The 23,405-nt window shown below is 75.3% G+C and carries 15 protein-coding genes; 9 read left to right on the top strand and 6 right to left on the bottom strand.

Going from position 1 to position 23,405, the window contains the following annotated elements; translation table 11 throughout:
- The first annotated feature begins 38 nt into the window (after window positions 1-38).
- Window positions 39-3,548: a substrate-binding domain-containing protein gene (locus ACZ3IG_RS25410; RefSeq protein ID WP_467434881.1), complete on the top strand. Its 3,510-nt coding sequence runs from the start codon at window positions 39-41 to the stop codon at window positions 3,546-3,548.
- Between the two features lie 193 nt (window positions 3,549-3,741).
- Here ACZ3IG_RS25410 and ACZ3IG_RS25405 read toward each other — a convergent pair whose 3' ends face one another.
- On the bottom strand, window positions 3,742-7,206 hold the full coding sequence (locus tag ACZ3IG_RS25405; RefSeq protein ID WP_467434880.1) for a phosphodiester glycosidase family protein: 3,465 nt from the start codon (window positions 7,204-7,206) through the stop codon (window positions 3,742-3,744).
- A gap of 212 nt (window positions 7,207-7,418) precedes the next feature.
- On the opposite strand from ACZ3IG_RS25405, the gene ACZ3IG_RS25400 reads away from it, so the two are divergent.
- Window positions 7,419-8,303 carry an SGNH/GDSL hydrolase family protein gene (locus tag ACZ3IG_RS25400; RefSeq protein ID WP_467434879.1) on the top strand — a complete coding sequence of 295 codons (885 nt, stop codon included), beginning with the start codon at window positions 7,419-7,421 and terminating at the stop codon, window positions 8,301-8,303.
- A gap of 37 nt (window positions 8,304-8,340) precedes the next feature.
- Here ACZ3IG_RS25400 and ACZ3IG_RS25395 read toward each other — a convergent pair whose 3' ends face one another.
- The 4 genes from ACZ3IG_RS25395 to ACZ3IG_RS25380 all read right to left on the bottom strand — a co-directional run bounded on the left by ACZ3IG_RS25395 (window position 8,341) and on the right by ACZ3IG_RS25380 (window position 12,061).
- Window positions 8,341-9,093, bottom strand: coding sequence for a histidine phosphatase family protein (locus tag ACZ3IG_RS25395; RefSeq protein WP_467434878.1), 753 nt, complete (start codon window positions 9,091-9,093; stop codon window positions 8,341-8,343).
- Window positions 9,094-9,362: 269 nt separating this feature from the next.
- A complete protein-coding gene (locus tag ACZ3IG_RS25390) occupies window positions 9,363-10,583 on the bottom strand; it encodes an FAD-dependent monooxygenase (protein ID WP_467434877.1) in 1,221 nt (406 codons plus the stop codon).
- Window positions 10,580-11,143, bottom strand: a complete 564-nt coding sequence (locus ACZ3IG_RS25385) for a hypothetical protein (RefSeq protein WP_467434876.1) — start codon at window positions 11,141-11,143, stop codon at window positions 10,580-10,582. The genes ACZ3IG_RS25390 and ACZ3IG_RS25385 overlap by 4 nt, the downstream gene beginning before the upstream one ends.
- A gap of 204 nt (window positions 11,144-11,347) precedes the next feature.
- Window positions 11,348-12,061 carry a restriction endonuclease gene (locus ACZ3IG_RS25380; RefSeq protein ID WP_467434875.1) on the bottom strand — a complete coding sequence of 238 codons (714 nt, stop codon included), beginning with the start codon at window positions 12,059-12,061 and terminating at the stop codon, window positions 11,348-11,350.
- A gap of 143 nt (window positions 12,062-12,204) precedes the next feature.
- Here ACZ3IG_RS25380 and ACZ3IG_RS25375 point away from each other — a divergent pair, with 143 nt between their 5' ends.
- The 3 genes from ACZ3IG_RS25375 to ACZ3IG_RS25365 all read left to right on the top strand — a co-directional run bounded on the left by ACZ3IG_RS25375 (window position 12,205) and on the right by ACZ3IG_RS25365 (window position 16,537).
- Entirely contained in the window at window positions 12,205-14,301 is a 2,097-nt protein-coding gene (locus ACZ3IG_RS25375; RefSeq protein WP_467434873.1) for an alpha-galactosidase, read from the top strand.
- Window positions 14,302-14,597: 296 nt separating this feature from the next.
- A complete protein-coding gene (locus ACZ3IG_RS25370; RefSeq protein ID WP_467434872.1) occupies window positions 14,598-15,284 on the top strand; it encodes a response regulator transcription factor in 687 nt (228 codons plus the stop codon).
- Window positions 15,281-16,537, top strand: coding sequence for a sensor histidine kinase (locus tag ACZ3IG_RS25365; RefSeq protein ID WP_467434871.1), 1,257 nt, complete (start codon window positions 15,281-15,283; stop codon window positions 16,535-16,537). Before ACZ3IG_RS25370 ends, ACZ3IG_RS25365 begins: the two co-directional genes overlap by 4 nt.
- Here the strand turns inward: ACZ3IG_RS25365 and ACZ3IG_RS25360 are convergent.
- Window positions 16,518-18,038: an HAL/PAL/TAL family ammonia-lyase gene (locus tag ACZ3IG_RS25360; protein WP_467434869.1), complete on the bottom strand. Its 1,521-nt coding sequence runs from the start codon at window positions 18,036-18,038 to the stop codon at window positions 16,518-16,520. The genes ACZ3IG_RS25365 and ACZ3IG_RS25360 overlap by 20 nt on opposite strands.
- 62 nt (window positions 18,039-18,100) lie before the next feature.
- Between ACZ3IG_RS25360 and ACZ3IG_RS25355 the strand changes: the two genes are divergently transcribed.
- The 4 genes from ACZ3IG_RS25355 to ACZ3IG_RS25340 are packed head-to-tail and all read left to right on the top strand — an operon-like array spanning window position 18,101 to window position 23,386.
- Entirely contained in the window at window positions 18,101-19,675 is a 1,575-nt protein-coding gene (locus tag ACZ3IG_RS25355; protein ID WP_467434868.1) for an FAD-dependent oxidoreductase, read from the top strand.
- Window positions 19,672-20,730, top strand: coding sequence for an alpha-hydroxy acid oxidase (locus tag ACZ3IG_RS25350; protein WP_467434867.1), 1,059 nt, complete (start codon window positions 19,672-19,674; stop codon window positions 20,728-20,730). Before ACZ3IG_RS25355 ends, ACZ3IG_RS25350 begins: the two co-directional genes overlap by 4 nt.
- Window positions 20,724-22,100 carry a cytochrome P450 gene (locus tag ACZ3IG_RS25345; protein ID WP_467434866.1) on the top strand — a complete coding sequence of 459 codons (1,377 nt, stop codon included), beginning with the start codon at window positions 20,724-20,726 and terminating at the stop codon, window positions 22,098-22,100. Before ACZ3IG_RS25350 ends, ACZ3IG_RS25345 begins: the two co-directional genes overlap by 7 nt.
- Window positions 22,097-23,386, top strand: coding sequence for a cation:proton antiporter (locus tag ACZ3IG_RS25340; RefSeq protein WP_467434865.1), 1,290 nt, complete (start codon window positions 22,097-22,099; stop codon window positions 23,384-23,386). The genes ACZ3IG_RS25345 and ACZ3IG_RS25340 overlap by 4 nt, the downstream gene beginning before the upstream one ends.
- Window positions 23,387-23,405: the final 19 nt, after the last annotated feature.

The following is a 23,405-nucleotide window of genomic DNA, read 5'->3' as shown; positions in this document are numbered from 1 at the left end:
CCCGGAGATGCCGGCCGGAACCGACCGAGGGAGCGCCGATGGCCGCGGACCCGCACGGCAGGGCGGACGGCGGCCCGCGCCGGCCGCTCACCATCGGGCTGCTCACCGCCAACATCCACCTCGGCGTCGGTGCCACCCTGTGGTCCGGTGTCCGCGCCGCCGCCGAGCGCGACGGTGTCGGCCTGGTCTGCTTCCCCGGCGGTGATCTGCGCGGCGGCGACGCTCCCCGCAGCGCCTTGTACGAACTCGTGGGCCCCGCCCGGCTGGACGGCGTCGTCTGCTGGAGCTCGACCATCGGCCTGCCCTCCTCGGGGGACCGGGCCCGGCGGCTGCTGCGGCGGCTGGCGCACCTGCCGGTGATCAGTCTCAACCAGCCGCTGGGCGACCAGGCCGACGTCCTGTCCGTGGACAGCCACGCGGGCATGCGCAAACTGGTCGGGCACCTCGTCGCCCGGCACGGCTGCCGACGGCCGGTGTGCATCCGCGGCCCGGTCGCCAACCCGGTCTCCGAGGACCGCTACCGCGCCTGCGTCGACGCCCTGCGCCACCACGGCATCGGGCTGGAGACCACGCACGTGTGCGCGGCGGTGGACTTCGACGCGGCGGGCGGCGCCTCGGCGATGCGGGTGCTGCTCGACGCGCGGGGGCTGCGGCCGGGGGTGGACTTCGACGCGGTGCTGGCGTGCAGCGACGTGCTGGCCGCGGACGCGCTGCGGCTGCTGACCGGGCGGGGCGTGCGGGTGCCGGAGGACGTGGCCGTCGTCGGGTTCAACGACTCGCCGGAGGCGCGGCTCGGCGATCCCCCGCTGACCTCGGTGGCCCTGCCGTTCGCGGAACTCGGCGCGCTGGCCGTGGACACGCTGGTGGCCAGGCTGCGGGGCGGCAGACCGCCGGACCGTACGACCATCCCGGCCACCCTCGTCGCGCGCCGCTCCTGCGGATGCCCCTACCCGACGGCGCGGTACGCCGTACGACCGCGGGCGGTGCCCCGGGCGGCCGAGGAACCGCGGGGCTGGGCCGCGCTGGACGCGCTGGCACCGTCCGCCGGCACCCGGCTCGCGGAGGCCTTCCACGCCGACCTCGTGCCCGGCGCCGCGGAGTCCGCGGAGACGACGCGGAGCGCGGGCTCCGGCGGCGACGGCGTGGGCGGCTTCCTGCCGCTGGTGGAGCGGCTGCTGCGCGGCCGGGCCCGCACCCAGGCCGAGGCCGAGCGCTGGCACCAGGCGCTGGAGCGCGCCCGCCTCGGTGCCGTCGACCCGCTCCCGGCCGAGTTGCGCGGGCCGGCCGAGGCGCTGTTCGGACGGGCCCGGCTGATCGTCGCGGAGCGGTCGCGCGCGCTGCTGGAGTACGGACGCTGGACCCAGGCCGTACGGGCCCGGCGGCTGCGGGAGTTCGGTACCGCGCTGACCACGGTGGTCGACCTCGACGGGCTCTGCGACGTCCTGGAGCGCCACCTCGCCCAGCCCGGCGTGCCGGCCTGCCGGATCGTGCTGTACGAGCAGGCCGCGCCCGGGGCGACGGCGCCGGTGCGCGGTATCGCCCGGCCGCTGCTCACCCGGGCGCAGGCGCGGCGGCTCGGGCACGCGGGGGTGCTGGACAGCCCGCCCTTCTCGGCCGCGCTGCTGCTCCCCGACAGTCTGATGCCCGGCGCCGGGCGGCGTTCCCGGCTGGTCCTCGAACCCCTGCACATCGGTGAACAGCAACTGGGGCTGGCCGTGTTCGACGCCACCGCCGGGGAGACGGCGGCCGACCAGGACGGGGCGCTCTACCGGGAGCTGGGCGATCAGATCAGCGCGGCGCTGAAGGGCATCGGGCTGTTCGACGAGGTGCGCAGGGCACGGGACGCGGCCGAGCAGGCCAACCGGTTCCAGACCCGGCTGCTCACCCATGTCGTCGCCGAACTGCGTGAGCCGCTGGAGGCCATGCTCGCGCGGGACGGCGACGACCCGGAGGCGGTCCTGACGGAGGTGCACCGGGACGCCGCCCGGCTGCTGCACCTCAGCGCCAACCTGCTCGACCTCGCCCACTCGGAGGCCGGCGACCTCGTACTGACCCGTCGGCTGCTCGATCCGCTGCCGTTGCTGCGACGGGCCTGTGCCGAGGCGGCCGCGGGGCGCCGGCTGCCGGCGCGGCCGCGCTGGTCGGTCGCGCTGCCGGACCGGCTGCCGTCGGTCCCGGCCGACGCCGCCCGGCTGCGGCAGGTCCTCGGCAACGTCCTGACCGCCGCCGCGGATCTGGCCCGGGGCGGCACGGTGGAGGTGTCGGCCGGCTGGTCGCCCGCCGGGGTGCGGGTCGTCGTCGCCGTGCCCTCGGTACCGGCCCCGGCCGGCGAGGCGCACCGGTTCGACGTGGCGCTGACCACGGCCCGCCGGCTGGCCATGATGCACGGCGGCTCGCTGCGGCCCGCCGGGGGGCCGGACCGCGCCGAGTACGTCCTGGAACTCCCCCTCCCGTCCCCCGACGGGCACGCGCACCGGCCCCCTTCCGGCACCGGGCCGCTGCTCGTCGTCACACCCGGGGAGGTGGCCGAGGACGTACGGCACTCGGCCGAGCGGCACGGGGTGATGGTCCATCGCGCCGACGGCGGCCACGACACGGTGCCGTTACCGGCGGACCGCGGGCCCGGGGCGGTGGTGTGGGAGGCGCTGCCCGACCGGCCGCAGGAGTGGCGGGTCGTGCAGCGGCTGCACGACCACCCCGCCCTGCGGCACACGCCGTTCGTGCTCTTCGGCGCCCGCGGCACCGACCTGGGGGACGCCCTGCGGGCGCTGCGGCCGAGCGGCCTGGCCGAACCGGTGGTGGTGGCGGGCCGCTCGCAGGAGTCACGGGAGGAGCTGCGGCGGATCGCGGAGGCCGCGCTGCCCGACCACCCGACCCGGGTGGTGGCCGACGCGGCGACCGTGCTGGCGCTGATCGCGGAGGAGACACCCCGGCTCGTCGTCCTGGAGTCCTCTCTCGCCGACCTGCACGGCCTGGACGTCGTGGAACGGCTGCACGACGGGAGCGGCCGGGCGCTGTGCCCCGCGGTCGTCGCCGGGCACGAGGGGATCACGGCGGCCGACGCCCGGCGGGCCCGTCCGCACCCGGCGCTGCTCCTGCTGGACCTGGACGTGTTCGCGCCGCACGAGGCGGCGGCACTGGTACGGGAGCTGACGGGCCGCGACGGCCGGCTGCCGCCGCGGGTGCGGGCCGTCCTGGACGAGGCCCTGGTCTACCTCTACGAGCACTACCGGCGGCCCGTCTCCCGCTGGCAGCTCGCGCAGGCGGCCGGGGTCAGCGAGGACCACCTCGGCAAGCTCTTCCACCGGCGCTACGGCCTGACGATGTGGGAGTACCTCACCCGGCTGCGGGTGCGCAGGGCGGCCGAACGGCTGCGGACGAGCGAGGACAGCGTCCAGAGCGTGGCCCGCGCGGTGGGGTTCCGCGACCGTTCCCACTTCAGCCGGGCCTTCCGCAGGGTGACCGGCGTGGCCCCGCGCGACTACCGCGAGGACGGCCTCGCCGGTTCGGGGGCCGACCCGTGTGTCTCCCGGCGGCGGGTTCCGTGATCGCCGTCGACGGGCCGAGGCGGCCCGCCGGGCGCCGGGGCGGCTGTCCCCGCCGGTGACGGGACCGCCCACGGCCCGGACCTCGGCGCCCTGTGGGGGCCCGGTGCCCCCGGCGCGGAGTGGCCGGATTCGAGGGCGCCGGCACGCCCGCGCGCGGAACCCGGCGCCCCGACGGATGTCCGGGGCCCGGGCGTCAGCCGGTCAGTCCGACGGTCGCCGAGCCGGACCGGCCGCCGGCGGTGGCCGTCAGGGTGACCCGCCCCGTGCGGAGTGCCGTGAGGGTGTGCGTGGTCAGGTCGAGGACGGCCAGGGTCCGGCGGTTCGCCGCGGCCCTCTTCGCGTCGGCGGCCGAGACGGCGACGGCCAGCCCCGGGGAGCCGGACCAGACGACACTGGCGGGGTGGCGCAGCGGGAAGCGGAGACCGTACTCGCTGGTGACGCCGGTGGCCGCGACGGCGGCCGAGGCGCCGGCGGCCAGTTCGGCGGGGGCCGACAGTTCGACGGCGTCGATCAGCGGGCGGCTCTCAGCCCGGAGCCAGTCGCGGGTGCCCGGGCTGGGCAGGCCGCTCCGGATCCGGGCCGGGCGCGGGTCGACGGCGACGTGCATCCAGCCGAAGAAGCCGCCCTGGTCGGGAGAGCTGTACGGCGTCTTGCCGACGGCCGGGGTGGTCACCTCCAGGACGCCGTCGGCACGGGTGACGGAGGCGGTGTGGGCGTGGCCGGTGAACAGGGCGACGGGTTTGCCCGAGGTCTCCCGGAAGCCGGCCAGCCAGCGCTGGAGGAGAGCGGCGGAGAGCCGGTCGGAGAGCTGGGAGGAACCGGCGCCGGAGGGGTCGGTCAGGGGGTGGTGGAAGGCGACGACGACACCGGTGACCCGGGTGTCCTCAGCGGCCTTGTCCAGTGCGTCCCGCAGCGCCGGGACCTGGTCCCAGTCGGAGGTCCGGATGTCGCCGGTGTGCGAGTCCAGCAGCACGAACCGGGTGCCCTTGTGGTCGAAGACCTGCCGGTTGGGGCGTCCGGTGGCGGCCCTGAAGGCGTCCAGGCCGCCGGTGGCCGACAGGCCGGCCTCGTGGTTGCCGGGGGTCCAGTACACGGGCAGCGAGGCCGGTACGTGGTCGCGCAGCAGGGTGTCGGCGAGGGCGAAGTCGGCCGGGCCGTTGTCGTCGACGAAGTCCCCGTTGACCAGGATGAAGTCGGGATCGGCGGCGACCGCCTGGGCCAGGGCGGTGGCCGCCTGCCGTCCGGCGAAGGAGTCGGGGCCGGCCGCCGCGCTGATGTGCAGGTCGGACAGGACGGCGAAGGTCCACCGGCCGCGCGGCAGCCCGGACTGTCCGGCCACGTAAGGGTCGGGCAGCGGTGGCTCGGCGGGCTGCGGCTGCTGTCCGACCTGTGCGGCGAGGGCGTCGAACTCCAGCGCGCCGGCGTTCTTGTCGGTCTGTGAGGTCTCCGCGATGTAGAGGCGCAGCAGGGTGACCGGCCCGGAGAAACCGTCGGGCAGTTCCCCGACGACCTGGCGCCAGCCCGTCCAGTCGACCGTGGTGGTGAAGGTGAAGGGCACGTTGGTCGTGCCCTGGGAGCGGAGCATGGCGCGCAGCCAGTGGCCGCGTCCGTCGCCCTTGACCCACAGCGCGAGCCGTCTGGTGCCGGCGGGCAGGGTGATCGGGGCGCCCGCCACCGCGTAGGCCGCGGAGGTACCGGCCTGTCCGGTGAAGTCGTAGGTCAGGCGCAGGGCGTGGTTGCCGGCGTCGGCGCCGGGGCGGTCGGGGGCGGCCACGGTCTCGGCCGACGCGGTGCCGCGGGCGGCCACCGCCGTCCATGTCTCGTCCGGTTCGAACTCCGCCAGGGGTACGTCGGCCAGACCGACCGTCACCGTGAGCCGGGCCGTGATTCCGTTCACGGTCGCGGTGAGGACGGTCGCCTTGCCGTCGGCCGTCGCGGCGCCGGTGACGGTGAGGCGGCCGTCGGCCTGAGCGGTCACGCCGATGACGGCCTCGTCGTGGTCGAGGGTGACGTCACGGGCGGCCACCGGGGCGTCGAAGCCGTCGGCGTCGTAGCCGGTCAGGCCGGTCCGGGCGGTGGCGCCGGGTTCGATGGTGAGGGCCCGGTCGGTGAAGGCGAGCCGGTGCAGCGGGCCGACGACCCGCACCGGATGCTCGCCGCGGGCGGCGCCGACGCGTGCCGTCAGTGTGCCGGCGCCGGGCCGCCCGGCGCGGAAGACGCCGTCGTCGGCGCGGCCCAGGGAGCCCGGCCGGGCGGTCCAGCCGATCCGGTGGGCGTCGACGTCGGCCGGGGACCAGGTCTCGTCGTAGCCGGCGGCGGTGACGGTCATGGTGAGGCCGGGGACCACGCGGTCGGCCGCGGCACGGACGTCGAGGCCGCGCGGCTTTCCCGAGCCCTTCGCGCCGAACAGGCCGACCCCGTTGGGTACGGGCCGTTCGGCGCCGTCGGAGGGCGTGTTGACCACGCTGACCTCGGTGTCGCCGGGCCGCCGGGCGACCATGCCGGTGGAGCCGCCGCCGTCCAGCATGAACGCCTCGCTCGCGCCGAGGCGGACCAGCAGTTCGGCGGTGGCGTCGTAGGTGAGGCCCGCCGAGAAGCCGGCCGAGCCGTCGACGGCGACCAGCAGCAGCCGGTGTCCGCCGGCCGGCCAGCCGATGACCGTGCGCGGCTTGTCCGCGTCGTTGCCCTCGCCGGGCGGGAAGTCGACGGCCTCGCCGCCGCGGACCAGGACGGCGTTGCTGCCCAGCGCCATGTGCGGCGCGGCGGGCGAGTCGGAGCGCGGCGCGAAGGTGACGGTGACCGGGTCGTCCGGGCGGGCGGCGGCGAGCCGGGGGGCGGCCGTGCCCTGGCCGACGACGATCAGCCCGCCGTCCGGCACCGCGGTGTCGGTGAGTTCACCGTTGATCCGGGTCACCCTGCCGTCGGTGACGACGAGTTCGGTGTACGGGCCGCTGCCGCCGATGGTGGTGCGCGGGCCCGGGCCCCACAGCGGGGTGTAGGCGGTGAGGCCGTCCATGGGCGGGGAGGGCGAGTTGAGCGCGGCCAGCGGGTGCGCGGTGCCGGCCACCGTGACCGTGCCCTCGATCATCAGGTCGGCCAGCCGCGCGACCCGGTCCGCGCCCACCGTCGCCACGGTGGTGGCCGTGGCGCTGCCCTTGCGCAGCCGGCCGTCCTGTATCTCGGGGCCGATGGCGGCGTCGGTCTCCGTGATGTCGAAGAAGTCGCCGTTGACGGCGGCGACCGCGCCCCGCTCCCCGGCCAGCGCCGACGGCGTGCGCTTCTCGCTCACCTTCCCGGCGACCAGGTCGGCGGTGGCGTGGCGCAGATCGGCGTTGAGGACGTGGACCCGGGTCCAGCCGGTGCGCCCGTAGGTGTCGAAACTGGTCAGGACGATGCCGGGGGCCACCGGGCGGTCCACCCGGTCCACCTCCACCGACTCGCCGGGAACCGTCGTGCGGTAGTCGGGGACCGACGGGCGCGGGGCGCCGCCGTCGGTGCCGTGGCGCGTACCGGTACCGGTCGCCGGGCCGCCGGCGGGCCGGGCGGGTGCGGCGCCGGCGGCACCGCCGGCCGTGGCCGCGGTGAGGGCCGCGGCCACCGCGCCGGTGAGCAGACCGCGTCGGCTCAGGGCCCTGAAGCTGTCGGGGAGTTCATTCATGGACATGACGCTATGGAGCCACGGCGGCGGACGCGTGAACGGCGCGTTGAGGAAACGGCCCTGACGGCAAGTCGAGTCACGCCTGTTGACTCCCCGTCTCACCGGCCGCACATTACTTAGCAGTGTTACTTGCAGGTAACGCCTGGGCCGGCGCCGCCGCGACCATCCGCCCGCACACCCGAGAACCCGCACACCCGAGAAGAGGACAGCCCATGCCGAAGCGCACCTCCAGACGCCCCGTGCGACGTGTCATGGCCGCGACAATGGCTACGGCGGGTGCCCTGGCCCTGAGTGTCACGGGTGCCACCGCGCACGCCGCCGAGCCCCTGGACTACGTCGCCCTCGGCGACAGCTACAGCGCCGGCTCCGGCGTCCTGCCCGTGGACGTCACCAACCTGCTGTGCCTGCGCTCCACCGCCAACTACCCGCGGGTCATCGCCTCCACCACGGGCGCCCGGCTCACCGACGTGACCTGCGGCGCGGCCCGGACCAGCCACTTCACGCAGTCCCAGTACCCGGGCGTCCCCCCGCAACTGGACGCCCTGGACACCGGCACCGACCTCGTGACGCTGACGATCGGCGGCAACGACAACAACACGTTCATCAACGCGGTGACCTCCTGCGGCACCGCGGGGGTGCTCAGCGGCGGCAAGGGCAGTCCCTGCAAGGACCGGTACGGCACCTCGTTCGTGGACCAGATCGAGACCAACACCTATCCCGCGCTGAAGGCGGCGCTGAGCGGCGTCCGCGCCAAGGCGCCCGACGCGCGCGTGGCGGCGCTGGGCTACCCCTGGATCGTGCCCGCCGCCGCCGACCCGTCCTGTTTCGCCAAGCTGCCCATCGCCGAGGGCGACGTGCCGTACCTGCGCGGCATCCAGGCGCGGCTCAACGCGGCCGTCCAGCGCGCCGCGGCGGAGACCGGCGCCGTCTTCGTGGACTTCGCGCGGGTCTCCGAGGGGCACGACGCCTGCGCCGCCCTCGGTACGCGGTGGATCGAACCGCTGCTCCTCTCCACGAACCTCGTCCCCGTCCACCCCAACGCGCTCGGGGAGCGGCGCATGGCCGAGCACGCCATGAGCGTCCTGGAGCTCGGCTGATCCCCGGTCCCGGACGCCCTCGTACGGGGAAGGTCCCTCAGCCGTCCGGCCCCGTCAGGTGGGCCGTGTCGCCCCACAGGACGGGCCGCAGGCGACCGCCGTCACCGCGCCAGTACGAGACGGAGGCGTTCGGAACGGGCGGCACCGGCTCGGGTGCCTCGGCACCGATCCCGGCCAGTACGTGGCGCAGGGCGACGATCACGGCGTCGTGCGCCACCAGGAGCACCCTGCGGCCGGGGGCGGTCGCGCTCAGGTCGGTGACGAACTGCCGCACCCGCAGGACGACATCGGTCAGGGCCTCACCGCCGGGCGGCCGGTACCACCACTCCCCCGCCGTCGCCCGGCGCTCGGCCTCCCGCGGGGCCCGCTCCCGCAGCACCGCCGGGGGCCAGAGTTCGTGGACGCCCGTCTCCCTGTCCCGCAGCCGTTCGTCGGCCACCACCGGCAGTGCCGCGCCGTACGTCCCCGCGGCGCCCTCGGCCATGCCCTGCCAGGTCTGCCGCGCGCGGACGTAGGGGGAGACCACCACCAACTCCGGTTCCGTGCCGGGCTGCCGGCCGGCCAGCCAGCGGCCCAGCTCGCCGGCCTGGGCGGCGCCCGCGACGGACAGCGGCACGTCACGGTCGCGGCCGGGTACCGGCCGGGCACGACGGCCGGAGCGTTCGGCCTCGGCGAAGGCCACGTTCGCGGTGCTCTCCCCGTGGCGCACCGCCCACAGCGCGCCCAGGGCGCACGGGGGCGTGAGGTCGACGGCGTGCGAGCCGGCCGGCGCGGAGTGTCGCTGGACCATACGGCCTCCTGTCGGTTTCCGGAGGCGCATCCTGCCAGACCGGGTAGTGCGGGGCGGGTCCCGACGACATCCGAGGACGGGACGGGGCCCCCACAAAGCCGACGGTCCCGGAGCTGTTGCCGGACGGCTGGGCCGATGACGCCCGGCCGCGGTACGGAAACGGCCCGCCGCGACGGGGGATGCGCGGCGGGCCTGCGATCAGTGTGGCACGAACGGGGGCGCGAGTGGTCCGTTCCCCCCGCCGTGGCCGGAAAGCTCCGCCCGGCCCGTCATCCGTTCCCCGCGGGCGCGGGGACGCCGACCGGGCCGCGGGGGTCGGGGCCGCGGCCCGAACCGGCGTACCAGTGGGCGAACTCCGCCCCCTGCGGGCCCGGCCGGCCGAGGTGGCGCATCCGCTCGCGTCGCAGCCGGAGCAGGAACCGCGGATCGGATCCGGCCCCCTCGGGCAGGTGGAGCAGGGTGAGCAGCCGGTCGGCGAACTCCTGCACCTGCCAGGCCTCGGTGGCCCGTCGCCGCGCGTAGCCCGCCAGGTCGGTGCCGGTGCCGTCGCGGAACCAGGAGAGCAGGCCGCGGGTGGCGTCGGCCGCGTCGGCGACGGCCAGGTTGAGCCCCTTGGCCCCGCTGGGGGTCAGTACGTGGGCGGCGTCGCCGGCGAGGAGGACCCGGCCCAGCCGTGCCCGGTCGCGGACCATCCCGCGCATCCGGAGCATGCCGACGTCCAGGATCTCCCCCACGGCCGGGAGGCCGTCGGCCGCGGCGCCCGCCCGGGAGCGGAACGCCGCCCGGATGCCGTCCGGCGTCCAGCGTGCGGCCCGGTCCTCGCACGGCACCTGGAGATAGAGGCGGGCGCGGTGGCCGGTGCGCGGCATCAGCCCGGCGAACCCGTCCGCGTGGACGGCGTACGTCACTCCCTCGACGGGCCGGTCGACGGCCACCAGGGCGGTGAGCCAGTCGTAGGGGTAGCGGAAGGACCGTGCCGTACCGGGTGACAGGCTCTCGGCGAGGCTGTGCGGGCCGTCGCAGCACAGCACGTAGTCGCAGACGACCTCCAGCCCGTCGCCGAGCAGCCGCGGGCGGTCGTCGACGTCCGTGACCGCGCGCACCCTGCGGCCGAACCGGGGCGGGCAGCCCGCGGCCTGTGCCCGCGCGACGAGGTCGCGCACCAGCGACTGCTGGGGATAGACCCAGTGGGCGGCGCCGCCGGACAGCGCGCCGTAGTCGATCCGCACCCGGCGGCCCTCGCAGACCATGTCGCACCAGGCGTGGCGCACGCCGTCCGCCAGCATGCCGTCGGCCAGCCCTCGGCCCTCCAGGTACTCGGCGACGCGGTGCTCGACCAGGCCGGCCCTCGCCCGCTCCTCGACGTCCCGCCGGGAGTCCTTCTCCAGCAGGCAGACGTCCACTCCCGCGGCGCCGAGCACACAGGCGGCCACCAGTCCCGCCGGGCCCGCGCCCACGATGCCGACCTGCGCCGACAGCCGGAGGGTCACCGTCCGCGCTCCGGCAGCAGGCGGGGGTCGACCAGCGCGGGATTGAAGATCTCCCGGACCACGCCCAGGGGTTCGGCCCCGTGCCGCAGCAGACAGATCCGGTAGGCCGCGGGCGCGGTGCCCCGCACGAGCGGCCACGGCATCCGGCCGATGTCGAGCAGGGAGCGGTGCCCGCTCACGCCCGCCCGGTGCAGCTCGGGCCCCAGCGGGCCGGCGCCCTGCAGACAGGCGGTGGTGCGCGGGTCCACGTCGAGGCGTCCGACGACCACGTTGGCCGACCACACCGTCCCGGCCGGGTCCACCAGCGTGCTGCTGCGGACCACCACGCGGTCCGGTCCGCCGAGTACGGCCGGTGCCAGGGCGATGGGCGTGTCCCGGTCGCCGCGCACCTGCCACTCCAGCGTTCCCACGCTCAGCGGGGCCCGCGCCCAGGCTTGCAGGGAGGTGGTGGTGAGGCCGTCGCCGGCGAGCAGCAGGCGCGTGGCCGGGGAGGCGAACCGGGCGATCGCGTCCGTGCGCTCCTGGCTCGCGAAGCCGGCCGTCCGCTCTGTCGTGGTCACTGTCACCGTACCGTTCCGTCCGCCGCAGAGACTGCGGAGCTTCGTTGCGACCGTCGTCACTCGTGCGTGGCGCGCGCTTCACTCAACCGGACGAGCCGTGCTCACGGGGCACGCCTGGGCGGGCCGTTCACTCCATCGGGCGATTGCGCCGCGAAAACGGGACATCTGCGGGCGGACTCCGAGACGGTGGAGGACGGTCTCCGCTCAGTCGGCGGCGCGGGTCCAGGGGGCGGGTCCGGTCCCGTCGCTCCAGGCGTCCAACTCCTCGCCGTTCACGCAGACTATGCCGCACTGCTGCGCGTAGGAGAGGGCGGGGGCGGTGAAGTCGCTGGTCGTGACGAGTACCGCGACCTCGGCCTCGTGGACGGTGAAGCACGTGCCGCCGAAGCGCTGCATGTCCTGTGAGCCGACCTTGTGACCGTCGCCGTACCGCTTGCACTGGACGACCATCCGCCGTCCGTCCGGGGTGCGTGCCAGGACGTCGGCGCCCAGGTCCTGGGAGCCGCCGACCACTTCCGTCTCGGGGCAGCCGTCCCGGGCGCAGAGGCCGGCCACGGCGTGCTCGAAGCCGTCGGGTTCGAGTTCGACGTACTCGGTTCCCGGAGCCGCGACCTCCGGTACGGGGGCGGACGCCGCCTGCTCGGCCGCCTCCTCCAGGGCCAGCGCGGCGCGCCGGGCGTAGCGCGCGGCCGGCCGGCGGCGCCGCCCGGAGCGGCGCAGCCACGCCACCGCGACGCCCGTCAGGACGAGGGCGACGGCCCACGCGGGGCGTTGCCCGGCGGTCCGGGCCGCGGTACGGACCACGAAGCCCGCGAGGCAGAGGAGGATCGCGAGGAGGAGGAAGAACAGGGCGGTGGCGCGCAGGTCGAAGCGCCGCTCGCGGTCCGCGCGGCGAACGGGGCGTGTGGGCACGGTCATTGCGCTCCCTTCCACAGGTCCTGGCCGAAGATCACGACGAAGATCACTGCACTCCGCCTGCCCAAGATCGCCGGCCTTAAGATGACGCGCGATCCGGCGGCATCCGGGACCGCAGGCCCCACCGCTCTCCGAAGGGACGCCCGATGATCGAGACCGGCGAGGACGGCCGCAGCTGGCTGCTGTCCGGCCCGACGAGTTCCTACGCCCTGCGCCTGGACGACGAGGACCACTTGCTGCACCTGCACTGGGGGCCGCGGATCGGTCTCGCCGACGTCGCCGCGCTCGCCGGACTCCCCTTGCCGCAGTGGTCGTTCGAGTCGCCGCTCGACGGCCACGAGGAGTATCCCGTCGAGGGCGGCCGGCGGTTCGCCGAACCGGCCCTGATCGTGCGGTCCCCCGGCGCCCGCGGCACCGCCTGGACGTTCGTCTCCGCCGAGACGGCGGGGGACGAACTGCGCCTCGCCTTCCGCGACCCCGTGACCTCGCTGTCGCTCACCCTCCACTACCGCCTCCGGGGCGGACACGACGTCATCGAACGCTGGGTCACCGTCGCCAACACCTCGGCCGACACGCCCCTGGAGGTGCCGCGGGCCGACTCGGCGACCTGGACGCTGCCCGTCCGCGCCTCCTGGCGGCTGTCCCATCTGCACGGCCGCTGGGGTGCGGAGAGCCGGCTGGTGCGGGTCCCGGTCGGTCACGGCGCCCACACGATCGGCAGCCGGCGCGGGCACACCGGGCACCAGCACCTGCCCTGGGTGGCGCTGGACGCCGACGGCAGTGCCACCGAGGAGCACGGCGAGGTCTACAGCTGTGCCCTGGCCTGGTCGGGCAGCTGGCGGCTGGCCACCCGCCGGCTGCTCGACGGCACCGTCCAGGTGACCGGCGGCTGGGGGCACGACGACGCGGGGCTGCTGGTCCTGGCGCCCGGTGAGTCGCGCAGTACACCCGTGCTGGCCGGCGTGCGGTCCGCCGAGGGCTTCGGCGGGGCCAGTGCCGCCTGGCACGCCTGGCAGCTGGCGCGGGTGATCCCGTCGGCCGCCGAGGACCGGCCGGTGCTCTACAACTCGTGGGAGGCGACCTGGTTCGAGGTGTCCGAGGAGCAGCAGCTGGCGCTGGCCCGCCGGGCCGCCGCCATCGGCACGGAGCTGTTCGTCGTCGACGACGGCTGGTTCGGGCGGCGCACCAGTGACCGGGCCGGGCTCGGCGACTGGAGTCCGAACCCGGACCGGTTCCCGCGCGGGCTCGCCCCGCTCGCCGAGGAAGTGCACGCCCTGGGCATGCGGTTCGGCATCTGGGTGGAGCCGGAGATGGTCAACCCCGACAGCGACCTGTACCGGGCGCACCCCGAGTGGACCCAGCACGTCCCCGGCCGCGCGCCCACCGAGTTCCGCAACCAGCTCGTCCTCAACCTCGCCCGCTCCGACGTGGCCGCCTTCGTCGAGGAACGGATGCACCGGTTGCTGGAGTCGGCGCCGATCGACTACGTCAAGTGGGACTTCAACCGCTCCTTCACCGACCCCGGCTGGCCCGGCGAGGCGTTCCCGGAACGGCTGTGGACCGAGCACGTGGAGGCGCTGTACGGCATCCTGGACCGACTGCGGGCCGCCCACCCGGGCGTCGCCTTCGAGTCCTGCTCGGGCGGCGGCGGCCGGATCGACCTGGGCATCCTCTCCCGCACCGACCAGGTGTGGACCTCCGACAACACCGACCCGGCGGACCGGCTGGCCATCCAGCACGGCTTCGGGCAGGTGCATCCGGCGCGGGTGATGGCGGCCTGGGTGACGGACAGCCCCAACGAGCAGATGAACGGGCGGGTCAGTTCCCTGCAGTTCCGGTTCGTCAGCGCGATGGCCGGGGTGCTCGGCGTCGGCGGCGACCTCACCCGCTGGAGCGAGGCCGAACTCGACGAGGCGAGCGAGTGGATCGGGCTCTACAAGGAGATCCGGCCGGTCGTCCAGCGCGGGCGCCTGCACCGGCTGCTGCCGCCGGACGGTGACGGCCTGAGCGCCGTCCAGTACAGCCTGGGCGACGAGGTCGTGGTCCTCGCCTGGCTGCGGGCCCAGTCCTTCGGCCAGGAACCGGCCCCGGTGCGGCTGCGCGGCCTGGACGCCGGCGCCGTGTACGTCTGCCAGGACACCGGCCGACCCCACCGCGCCCCGGTCCTGCTCCACCACGGCCTGCGCACGGGGTTGCGCGGCGATCTCGACGCCGCGGTGTTCCGCTTCCGGCGCGAGGGCTGACCCGGGCCGTTCCTCCGGCGCGAGCGCCGCCCCGGCTGTTTTCAGCCACCCGTCCGCCACCCGCCGGCCCTCCGCCGCTCGCGTCCGCAGGGCGTGACCGGCCGCCGGCCGGGGTGCGGCGCGGGCCGAGGCGCGGAATACGGACAGGACTTCCCTGCCCCTCCCTCCCCCGGCGGGTAAGCGCTAGCTTGATCTTGCCGATCGAATTCCCGTTCGGCCACCGGGTCGCGTGTGCGGAACTCCCGTGTCACGCGCGGGTGTTGACGGGCCAGACGGGGGGCGAGAGGAGCCGAACGGTGACACAGGGGCGGGTACGGCCACGGGACCCTTGGCGGCTGCTGCTGGTCGAGGACGACCGGGAACTGGTCGGCATGCTCTCCGGGATACTGCGCGACGACGGCTACGAGGTCGACGCCGCGACCGACGGGCAGCGGGGCCTGCACCTGGGCCTCACCCGGCAGTACGACGTCCTGGTCGTCGACCGGCGGCTGCCGGTGCTGGACGGCATCGACCTGCTGGGCCGGCTGCGCTCGCGCGCCGTGCGCACTCCGGTGCTCATGCTGACCGCGATGGGCACCGTGCACGACCGGGTCGACGGGCTGGACGCCGGCGCCGACGACTATCTGGTCAAACCCTTCGACCTGGACGAACTCGGCGCCCGGCTGAGAGCCCTGTGCAGGCGGGCGCTCGACGTCACCGACACCCTGCGCATCGGTTCCGGCCTGCTGCACGTCGGCCCGCGCGAGGTCGAACTGCCCGACGGGCGGCGGATCGCCCTGGCGGCCCGGGAGTTCGCGCTGCTGTGGGCGCTCGCCTCCCGCCCCGACGCCGTGTACTCGCGGGCGGAGCTGCGCCGGATGGTGTTCCAGGAGGCGCCCGCGTCGTCCATCGTCGACACCTACGTCTACTACCTGCGCCGCAAACTCGGCCGGCAGGCCGTGCGCACGGTCCGCGGCCTCGGCTACCGGCTGGGGGCGCTGTGAGGTCCTCACAGGTCGCGGAGCGCACGGAGGTGCGCCTGGCCCGGCTGCGGATCGCCGTGATCACCGCGGCGATCATCACGCTGCTCATGGTGGTGGTCGGCCTGGTCGCGGACACGGTGATGACCCGGGCGCAGAACGACCAGGTGCGGCGGGAGCTGCGCTACGGCGCCTCGCGCGGCGACCTGTCGAGCCCGCCGGTGTGCACCTGGCTGTACGCGGCCGGCGTCACCCCGCTCGCCAACGCGCCGGACGGGTTCCCGGTCCGGGCCGATCTGGACCGGGTGCGCCGGACCGACGAGGCGGTGGAGCGGGCGGTGCACCGCAACGGCACGGTCTATCTGGTGCGCACCGAGGTGCGGGCGGACGGGGACGTGGTGCAGGCGGTGTTCGACCTGCGGTTCCAGCTCGCCGACCGCAGGCATCTCTGGTACGCGCTGGGCGTCGCGGAGCTGGTGGGACTGATCTCGGCGGCCGTCACGGGCGCGGTCCTCGGCCGGCTGTCCGTGGCGCCGCTGGCCGAGGCGCTGGCCCGGCAGCGCCGGTTCGTCACGGACGCCAGTCACGAGCTGCGCACCCCCGTCACCCAGGTGTACACCCGGGCCCAGGTGCTGTCCCGGCAGGCGCGGGCCGCGCGGCTGCCCGCCGAGCACCGCGACGGCCTGGCCCGGCTGGTCGGTTCGGTGGGACGGCTCGGCGCGGTCCTGGACGATCTGCTGCTCTCCGCGAGCCTCGCGGCGGACCCGGCGCGGCCCGCCGAGCGGGTGCCGGTCGATCTGACGGCGCTGGCCCGGTCGGTGGTCGCCGAGGAGGCGGAGCGGATCCGGGACGGCGGGCTCACCGTGACCGTGGGCGGCGCGCGCCGGTCCTTGTTCGTCGGCGGTGTCGAGTCGGCGCTGCGCCGGGCCGTCGGGGAGCTGCTGTCCAACGCGATCAGCCACACCCCGGCGGGCGGACGGGTCGAGGTGACGCTCACCCGCTCGGGTTCGGCCGTGGAGCTGACGGTCTCGGACACCGGGCCGGGTTTCGACCCGGCCGAGGCGGAGCGGCTGTTCGAGCGGTTCCACCGGGCCGGTGACGGCGGGCGGTACGGGCTGGGGCTGGCACTGCTGCGGGAGGTGGTCACGGGACACGGCGGTACGGTGACCGCGGCGGGCCGGCCCGGGCGGGGCGCCCGGTTCACCATCCGGCTGCCGGAGTGCGCTCCCCCGTCCGAGCGGGTCCCGGCGGCCCCGGTCACGGCAGGTCACGTGTGAGCAGCAGCCGGGCCGCGGCGCGCACGTCCGCGTCCAGCGGGCGGTCCGGGTCGACCGGCGGGACGGTCTCGGCGAGGGCGTCCAGGAGCGCGGCGCACCGGGGGGCGGTGGGCCGGCGGGCGCCGACGTGGACGGCCTGGCGCAGGCCGACCGCGAGCGACCCGCACAGCAGGCCCAGCAGCCCGGCCATGTCGTAGGAGCGCAGGGCGGCCTGGGTGCCGAACGGGACGACGTCCTGGTTGTGCAGGTTGGTCGGCAGGCTCTGCATGGCGGCCGGGGCGGCGCACCGCCGGATCTCGGCGACGAACGCGGTGGTGGCCAGCTGCACGCCCTGCAGGCCGTGCTGGACACCGGGGGCGGTGGCGAGCATGGGCGGCAGGCCCCCGTTGCGCGCCGGGTCGACCAGCAGGTCGAGCTGGCGTTCGGCGAGGTTGCCGAGCTGGGCGGTGACGGAGGCGAGCAGGTCGGCGGCGAACGCGGCGGGCTGCCCGAAGAAGTTCCCGCCGTGCACGACCCTGCCCTCGCCCTCGCCGTCGGCGTCGGCGTCGGCGTCGGCGTCGGCGAAGAACAGGGGGTTGTCGCTGACCCCGCCGAGGTCGGCGGCGACCACGCCGTCGACGTAGCCGAGGGCGTCCTCGGCCGCGCCCAGCAGCTGCGGGGCGCAGCGGATGCTGTACGGCTCCTGGAGCGGCCGGGTGCCGGAGGGGTCGGTGCCGGTCAGGGTGTGCCGCATGCGGGTGCCGACGCCGGCCGCGCCGGGGTGGCCGTAGGCGCGCAGCAGGCCGGCGTCGAGGAAGCCCGGGTCGCAGCCGAGGAGGTCGGTGAGCAGGCAGGTGAGGTCGGTGAGCGCGCGGTGCGCGGCGCGGACGGTGTCGCGGGCCAGGGCGAGGGCGGCGGTGGTGACGGAGGTGCCGTTGACGAGGGCGAGGGCGTCGCGGCCGTCGAGGGCGAGCGGGGCCAGCCCGGCGGCGGTGAGCGCGTCGGCGGCGGGCAGCCGGCGGCCGTCCAGGTAGGCGTGGCCCCGGCCGCGCAGGGCCTGGGTGGCGTAGGCGAGCGGGATGAGGTCGCCGCTGGCGCCGACGGAGCCGTAACGGGGGACGGCGGGTGCGAAGGTCGTGGCGAACATCGCGGCGAGCCGGTCGACGGTCTCGGCGGACACCCCGGAGTGCCCCTGCGCCAGTGACCAGGTGCGCAGCAGCAGGGCGGCGCGGGTGATGTCGTGCGGCAGGTCCGGGCCCTGGCCCGCGCCGAGGTGGGCCAGGGTGTTGTCGCACTGGTCGGCCTCGTCGGCGCGGCCCGCGTAGCCGACGAGGGCGCCGAAGCCGGTGGTGGCGCCGTAGACCGGGCCGTCCTGCCGCAGGGCGCGGAAGAGGCGCCGGCCGCGCTCGATCCGGGCGCGGGCCACGTCGTCCACGGTGACGGTGAGCGGCGTCGCCGCGCGGCGCAGGGCGGTGGCGTCCAGGGGGCCGGTGAGCGTGACGGGATCCGTGGTGGTGAGCACGGACCAGAACCTAGGCGGGGAATCTCAGAGCCCTCTGAAATCCGGTGGATAGCTTCCGGGCCATGGCGCACGACTACCTGATCATCGGAGCGGGGCCCGCGGGACTGCAACTCGCCGCCTCCCTGGAACGTGACGGTGCGGACTACGTGGTCCTGGAGCGCGGCAGCGTTCCCGGCGCGTTCTTCGAGCGGTTTCCCCGGCACCGCACCCTCATCTCGACCAACAAGGTGCACACCGGATACGACGATCCGGAGCTGCGGCTGCGGATGGACTGGAACTCGTTGCTGAGCGACGATCCGGAGCTGCTGTTCACCAAGTACAGCGCACGCTACTTCCCGCCGGCCGACGAGATGGTCCGCTATCTGGCGGACTTCGCCGAACGCACCGGGGTGCGGGTGCGGTACGGCACCGAGGTGGCGCGGATCTCCCGGGACGCCGACGGCTTCACCGTCACCGGCCGGGACGGCCGGACCTGGCGGGCGCGGCGGGTGGTGGTCGCCACCGGGGTGTCGCTGCCGAACGTGCCGGACATCCCCGGCATCGAACTGGCCGAGCGGTACGACTCGTTCGACCCCGACCCCGAGACCTTCACCGACCAACGGGTACTGATCATCGGGCGCGGCAACTCCGCCTTCGAGACGGCCGACAGCCTGATGGAGAACGCGGCGGTCATCCACGTCGTCGGCTCGGGTTCGCTGCCGATGGCGTGGCGGACGCACTACGTCGGTCATCTGCGGGCCGTCAACAACAACTTCCTCGACAGCTACCAGCTGAAGTCGCAGAACGCGCTCCTGGACGGCCGGGTGCTCTCGATCCGGCGGGCGGCGGACGGCTTCCATGTGCCGGTCGCGTTCGAGCGGGCCGACGACGTGGTCAAGGAGATCCGTTACGACCGGGTGATCGTCGCCACCGGTTTCCGGCTCGACACCTCGATCTTCGACGAGACCTGCGCCCCGGACCTGACGGTGAACGACCGGTTCCCGGACCTGACGGCGGTCGGCGAGTCGGTCAACGTGCCGGACCTGTACTTCGCCGGGACGCTGATGCAGGGCCGGGACTTCAAGAAGGCCACCACCGGCTTCATCCACGGCTTCCGCTACACGGTCCGCGCCCTGCACCGGGCGCTGCGCCAGCGGTACGACGGGGAGCCGTGGCCGGTGACCGAGCTGGGCGCGGACACCGAACGGGCCGTCGAGGAGGTCATCACCCGCGTCAACCGGTCCTCCGCGCTGTGGCAGCAGTTCGGCGTCCTCGGCGACCTCCTGCTGCTCGCCCCGGACGGCACGCTGCGCTACGCCGAGGAGGTCCCCGTCGGCCAGGTGCCGGACGCCGTGCGCGCGGGCGACTTCGGGGAGGTGGCCGCGCACGCGGTGATCACCCTGGAGTACGGGGAGGGCCACGACCGGGTCGACCCCTTCGACGTCACGGCGGGCCGCAAGTCGCAGCAGGACGTGGCGGGGCTGGACGGCCGCTATCTCCATCCCGTCGTCCGCTGGTACCGGGACGGCGTGTTCGTCGACGCGTACCACCTCGCGGAGAACCTGGAGAACGAGTGGGACAGCGAGAAGTTCCACCGCGCCCCGCTGCGCGCCTTCCTGGAGGCCAGGCGCGGCCCGGCCGCCCCGGTGGCACCGTGATCCTCCGCGACCTGCACGACAGGGCGCGGCAGTCGCTGGACCCCGTCCGCTACGACTACGTGGCGGGCGGGGCGGGCGAGGAACGGGTCCTCGCCGACAACGAGCGGGCCTTCGACCGGTACGCGCTGCTGCCCCGGGTGCTGTCCGGCCGCGAGACGCGCGACACCACCGTCGATCTGCCGGGCGCCCCGCGGACGGCGCCGGTGGTCGTGGCGCCGACCGCCTTCCACCGGCTGGCGCATCCCGACGGCGAGCGGGCCACGGCGCGGGCCGCCGCGGCCGAGGGCTCCGTCCTGGTGACCGGGACCGCCTCGACCACCGCGGTCGCCGGCGTGGTCGCGGCGGCCGGGGGCGCGCCCGTGTGGTTCCAGCTGTATCCGCATCCCCGGCGCGAGGTCACCGGGGCGCTCGTGCGGCGGGCCGAGGAGGCGGGCTGCACGGCGCTGGTGGTGACCGTCGACTCCCCGGTGTTCGGCCGGCACACCCGGGACCTGCGCAACGGCTTCACCGATCTGCCGCCCGGCTACGCGGCGGAGAACATGCGCGGCCTGCCCGGCGCCCCTCCGGGGGCGCTCACCGACATCCCGATGTCCCCCGCGGTGTCCTGGCGGGACATCGACGACATCGTCGGGCTGGCCTCACTGCCCGTGCTGCTCAAGGGAGTCCTGCACCCGGCGGACGCCCGGCTGGCCGTGGAGCACGGCGCGGCCGGGGTGGTCGTCTCCAACCACGGGGGCCGCCAGTCGGACGCCGTACCGGCTGCCGTGGACTGTCTGCCCGCGGTCGTGGCGGCCGTGGCGGGCCGGGTGCCGGTCCTGCTGGACGGCGGGATCCGCCGGGGCAGCGACATCGCCGTGGCGCTGGCGCTGGGCGCGACCGCCGTCGGCGTGGGACGCCCGGTGGTGTGGGGCCTGGCCGCCGAGGGCGAGGCGGGGGTGCGGCGGGTCCTGGCGGCGCTGCGCGACGAGTACGACCACACCCTCGCGCTGTGCGGGGGGCGCCGGAACAGCGATCTGACGAAGGACATGGTCGTCCGGAAGGGCGGGACGTGGTGAGCAGCGGGCCGAAGCGGGCCCCCGCGACGACGTGGTGGCTGCCGCGGAGCGTGGTGGCGCTGCGGGTACGGATCTTCGAGAAGGTCAACGGCGACCGTGCGGTGACCCTGCCCGACGCCACGCACGGACCGGAGGTGTTCGAGCGGGTCTACGCCCATCCCGCGGCGAACGGGCGCAGCGCCGGGGCCGGGCTGTCCGACCTGTTCTGGTACTGGCTGGCGCCGGGCCCGGAGGTGCACCAGGAGCACCTGGAGCCCGGCGAGCGCTACGAGGAGGTCGCCGCGACGACGCGGCGCATCCTGGCCGGCGGCTCGGAGGCCCTCGCGGCGGCGGCCGGCCGGGCCGTCGCCGGCGTACTGGACTCCCTGCCGGACGACCGGATCAGCCTGGTCCGGCTGCGGGACCTGGTGATGCCCGCGTGGGCCGAGTTCTGCTACGGACTGGTCTTCCAGGAGCCGTGCCCGGCGCCTGCCCGGGACCTGATCACCGCGCACGCCGACGATGTGATCAGCGCCCTGAAGTGCACCGGGCTGCGTCATCCGCGGCGCCGGGCGCGGCTGACGGCGTATCTGCGCGAACGGATCGCGGCCGGTGATGTGCCGCACCGGCTGCCGTCCTCGCTGTCGCTGCCCGAGCAGGCGCACTACCTGCAGGGGACGTTCTTCAACACGGCCGTGGTGCAGCTCTCCGAGGCGACCGCGCACGTGCTGCTGGCCCTGGCCCGCCATCCGCGGGTGCAGCAGCGCCTGTGGGCGGACCCCGGCGACGACCGGTACCTGACCCGGGTACTCGACGAGACGATGCGGCTGTACCCGCTGTTCGGCATCGCGCACCGCATCACCACCGGGGAGATCCCGCTCGACGCGGAGACGGTGCTGCCGGCCGGCTCGGTGGTGTGCTTCAGCTATCCCGACTACCACGCCACGGGCTACGACCGTCCCGGGGAGTTCGATCCGGACCGCTGGGAGTCCCTGTCCGCCAAGGACGCCCACCACATCCCGTTCGGGGTGGCGGCGAACCGGCCCTGTCCGGCGTGGCGGCTGTCGCCGCTGGTGCTGCGCGCCGCGGTCCGCGAGGTGCTGCGCCGCTACCGGCTGGACTCCACGGCCTCGCACACCCGGTCCAACCCGCACCGCGCACCCTGTCTGCTGATCCCACGCGGCCTGTCCCCCGGGCCCCGTCTCGCGGTGCTGCGGAGGTTCGTGCGCGCGCGGGACGGGGTCGAGGACGTCACCCGGGCCGTGCGGCAGCTCGTACTCGGCACGGTCATGGTGCTGCACGCCCGCAGGCTGCGGCTGGCCAGCCGCTATTTCGAGGAACATCCGGCCGGGCGCTGCCCGGTCGCCCACCCGGAAGGAAACAGCAGATGAGCGCCACGGACCTCGCACCCGCGTTCTTCCTCGCCGTCGTGGTCATCCTGATCGTCTGCCGGATCGTGAGCCGGCTGCTGCAACTGGTCGGCCAGCCCCCGGTCGTCGGCGAGATGCTGGCGGGGGTGGTGCTGGGCCCGTCGGTGCTCGGCGCCCTGCTGCCCGGCGTCGAGTCGGGTCTCTTCCCGCAGGAACTGCGCCCGGTCCTCTACGTGGTGGGGCAGATCGGCCTCGTCGCGTTCATGTTCCACGTCGGCTGGGACTTCCGGGTGGACCGGCTGCGGGGCGTGGCCCGGCCCGCCGGGCTGGTCTCGGCGGCCGGGGTGGTGGTGCCGGTGCTGCTCGGTGTGCTGCTGATCGTCGTCGCCGGTGAGCGGACCGGTGCCATGGCCCCGGACGTGTCGTTGACGGTGTCGGCCCTGTTCGTCGGGGTCGCGCTGGCCGTGACGGCCTTCCCGATGCTGGCCCGGATCATCGCCGAGCAGAAGCTGGCGGGCACCCGGCACGGCTCGCTCTCGCTGGGCGCGGGCGCGGTCGACGACGCGGTGGCCTGGATCCTGCTCGCGGGGGTCTTCAGCATCGCCGGCGGCAGCGCCGGGCTGGTGTCGCTGGCCGTCGCCGGCGGGTTCGGGCTCATGGTGGTCCTGGCGGTGGTGGTACGGCTGCGGGGACGCACCGTGCTGCTCGCCGAGCGGGCGGCGCCGGAGAACCTGCTCCTCGTGCTGGTCGGCGTGCTGTTCCTGGTGGCCTGGTACGCGGACGAGATCGGCCTGTACGCGGTGTTCGGGGCGTTCAGCCTCGGCCTCGTCTTCCCGCGCTCGCCGCAGCTGGACCGCTCGGTGGAGACCATCGAACCGGTGGGCCGGGTGTTCCTGCCGCTGTTCTTCACCTACTCGGGGCTGAACACCGACTTCACCCTGCTGGGCTCCGGGCCGGTGCTGCTGTTCACCGCGGGGTGCGTGGTGGTCGCGGTCATCGGGAAGTTCGGCGCCTGCTGGCTCGCCGCCCGCCTCTCCGGGGAGCCGAACCGGGTGGCGCTGCGGGTCGGGGCGCTGATGAACGCGCGGGGCCTGATGCAGCTGATCGCGCTCAACCTGGGGCTGGCGGCGGGCATCGTGACCCAGGCGATGTTCAGCGCGCTGGTGGTGGTCGCCATCGTCACCACCGTGATGGCGACGCCGCTGCTGGCGCTGATCGACCGGCGGGAGCGGACCCGGGACGGGCGGGACGAGGGGCAGGGGCGGGACGAGCGGCCGCGGCCGGCGGTCGTGGCCGAGTCCCACTGAGCACAGGAAGGGCCCGGCC

The organism is Streptomyces sp. NPDC016677 (assembly GCF_055562815.1).
Note: the sequence above shows the minus strand (reverse complement) of the source record. Positions and strands in the feature narration are given on the sequence as shown.

What these genes read in the sequence shown, in the direction of transcription:
- ACZ3IG_RS25410 (WP_467434881.1), top strand. Translation starts at nt 39, where the DNA reads ATGGCCGCGGACCCGCACGGCAGGGCGGACGGCGGCCCGCGCCGGCCG.
- ACZ3IG_RS25405 (WP_467434880.1), bottom strand. Translation starts at nt 7,206, where the DNA reads ATGAATGAACTCCCCGACAGCTTCAGGGCCCTGAGCCGACGCGGTCTG.
- ACZ3IG_RS25400 (WP_467434879.1), top strand. Translation starts at nt 7,419, where the DNA reads ATGCCGAAGCGCACCTCCAGACGCCCCGTGCGACGTGTCATGGCCGCG.
- ACZ3IG_RS25395 (WP_467434878.1), bottom strand. Translation starts at nt 9,093, where the DNA reads ATGGTCCAGCGACACTCCGCGCCGGCCGGCTCGCACGCCGTCGACCTC.
- ACZ3IG_RS25380 (WP_467434875.1), bottom strand. Translation starts at nt 12,061, where the DNA reads ATGACCGTGCCCACACGCCCCGTTCGCCGCGCGGACCGCGAGCGGCGC.
- ACZ3IG_RS25375 (WP_467434873.1), top strand. Translation starts at nt 12,205, where the DNA reads ATGATCGAGACCGGCGAGGACGGCCGCAGCTGGCTGCTGTCCGGCCCG.
- ACZ3IG_RS25355 (WP_467434868.1), top strand. Translation starts at nt 18,101, where the DNA reads ATGGCGCACGACTACCTGATCATCGGAGCGGGGCCCGCGGGACTGCAA.
- ACZ3IG_RS25340 (WP_467434865.1), top strand. Translation starts at nt 22,097, where the DNA reads ATGAGCGCCACGGACCTCGCACCCGCGTTCTTCCTCGCCGTCGTGGTC.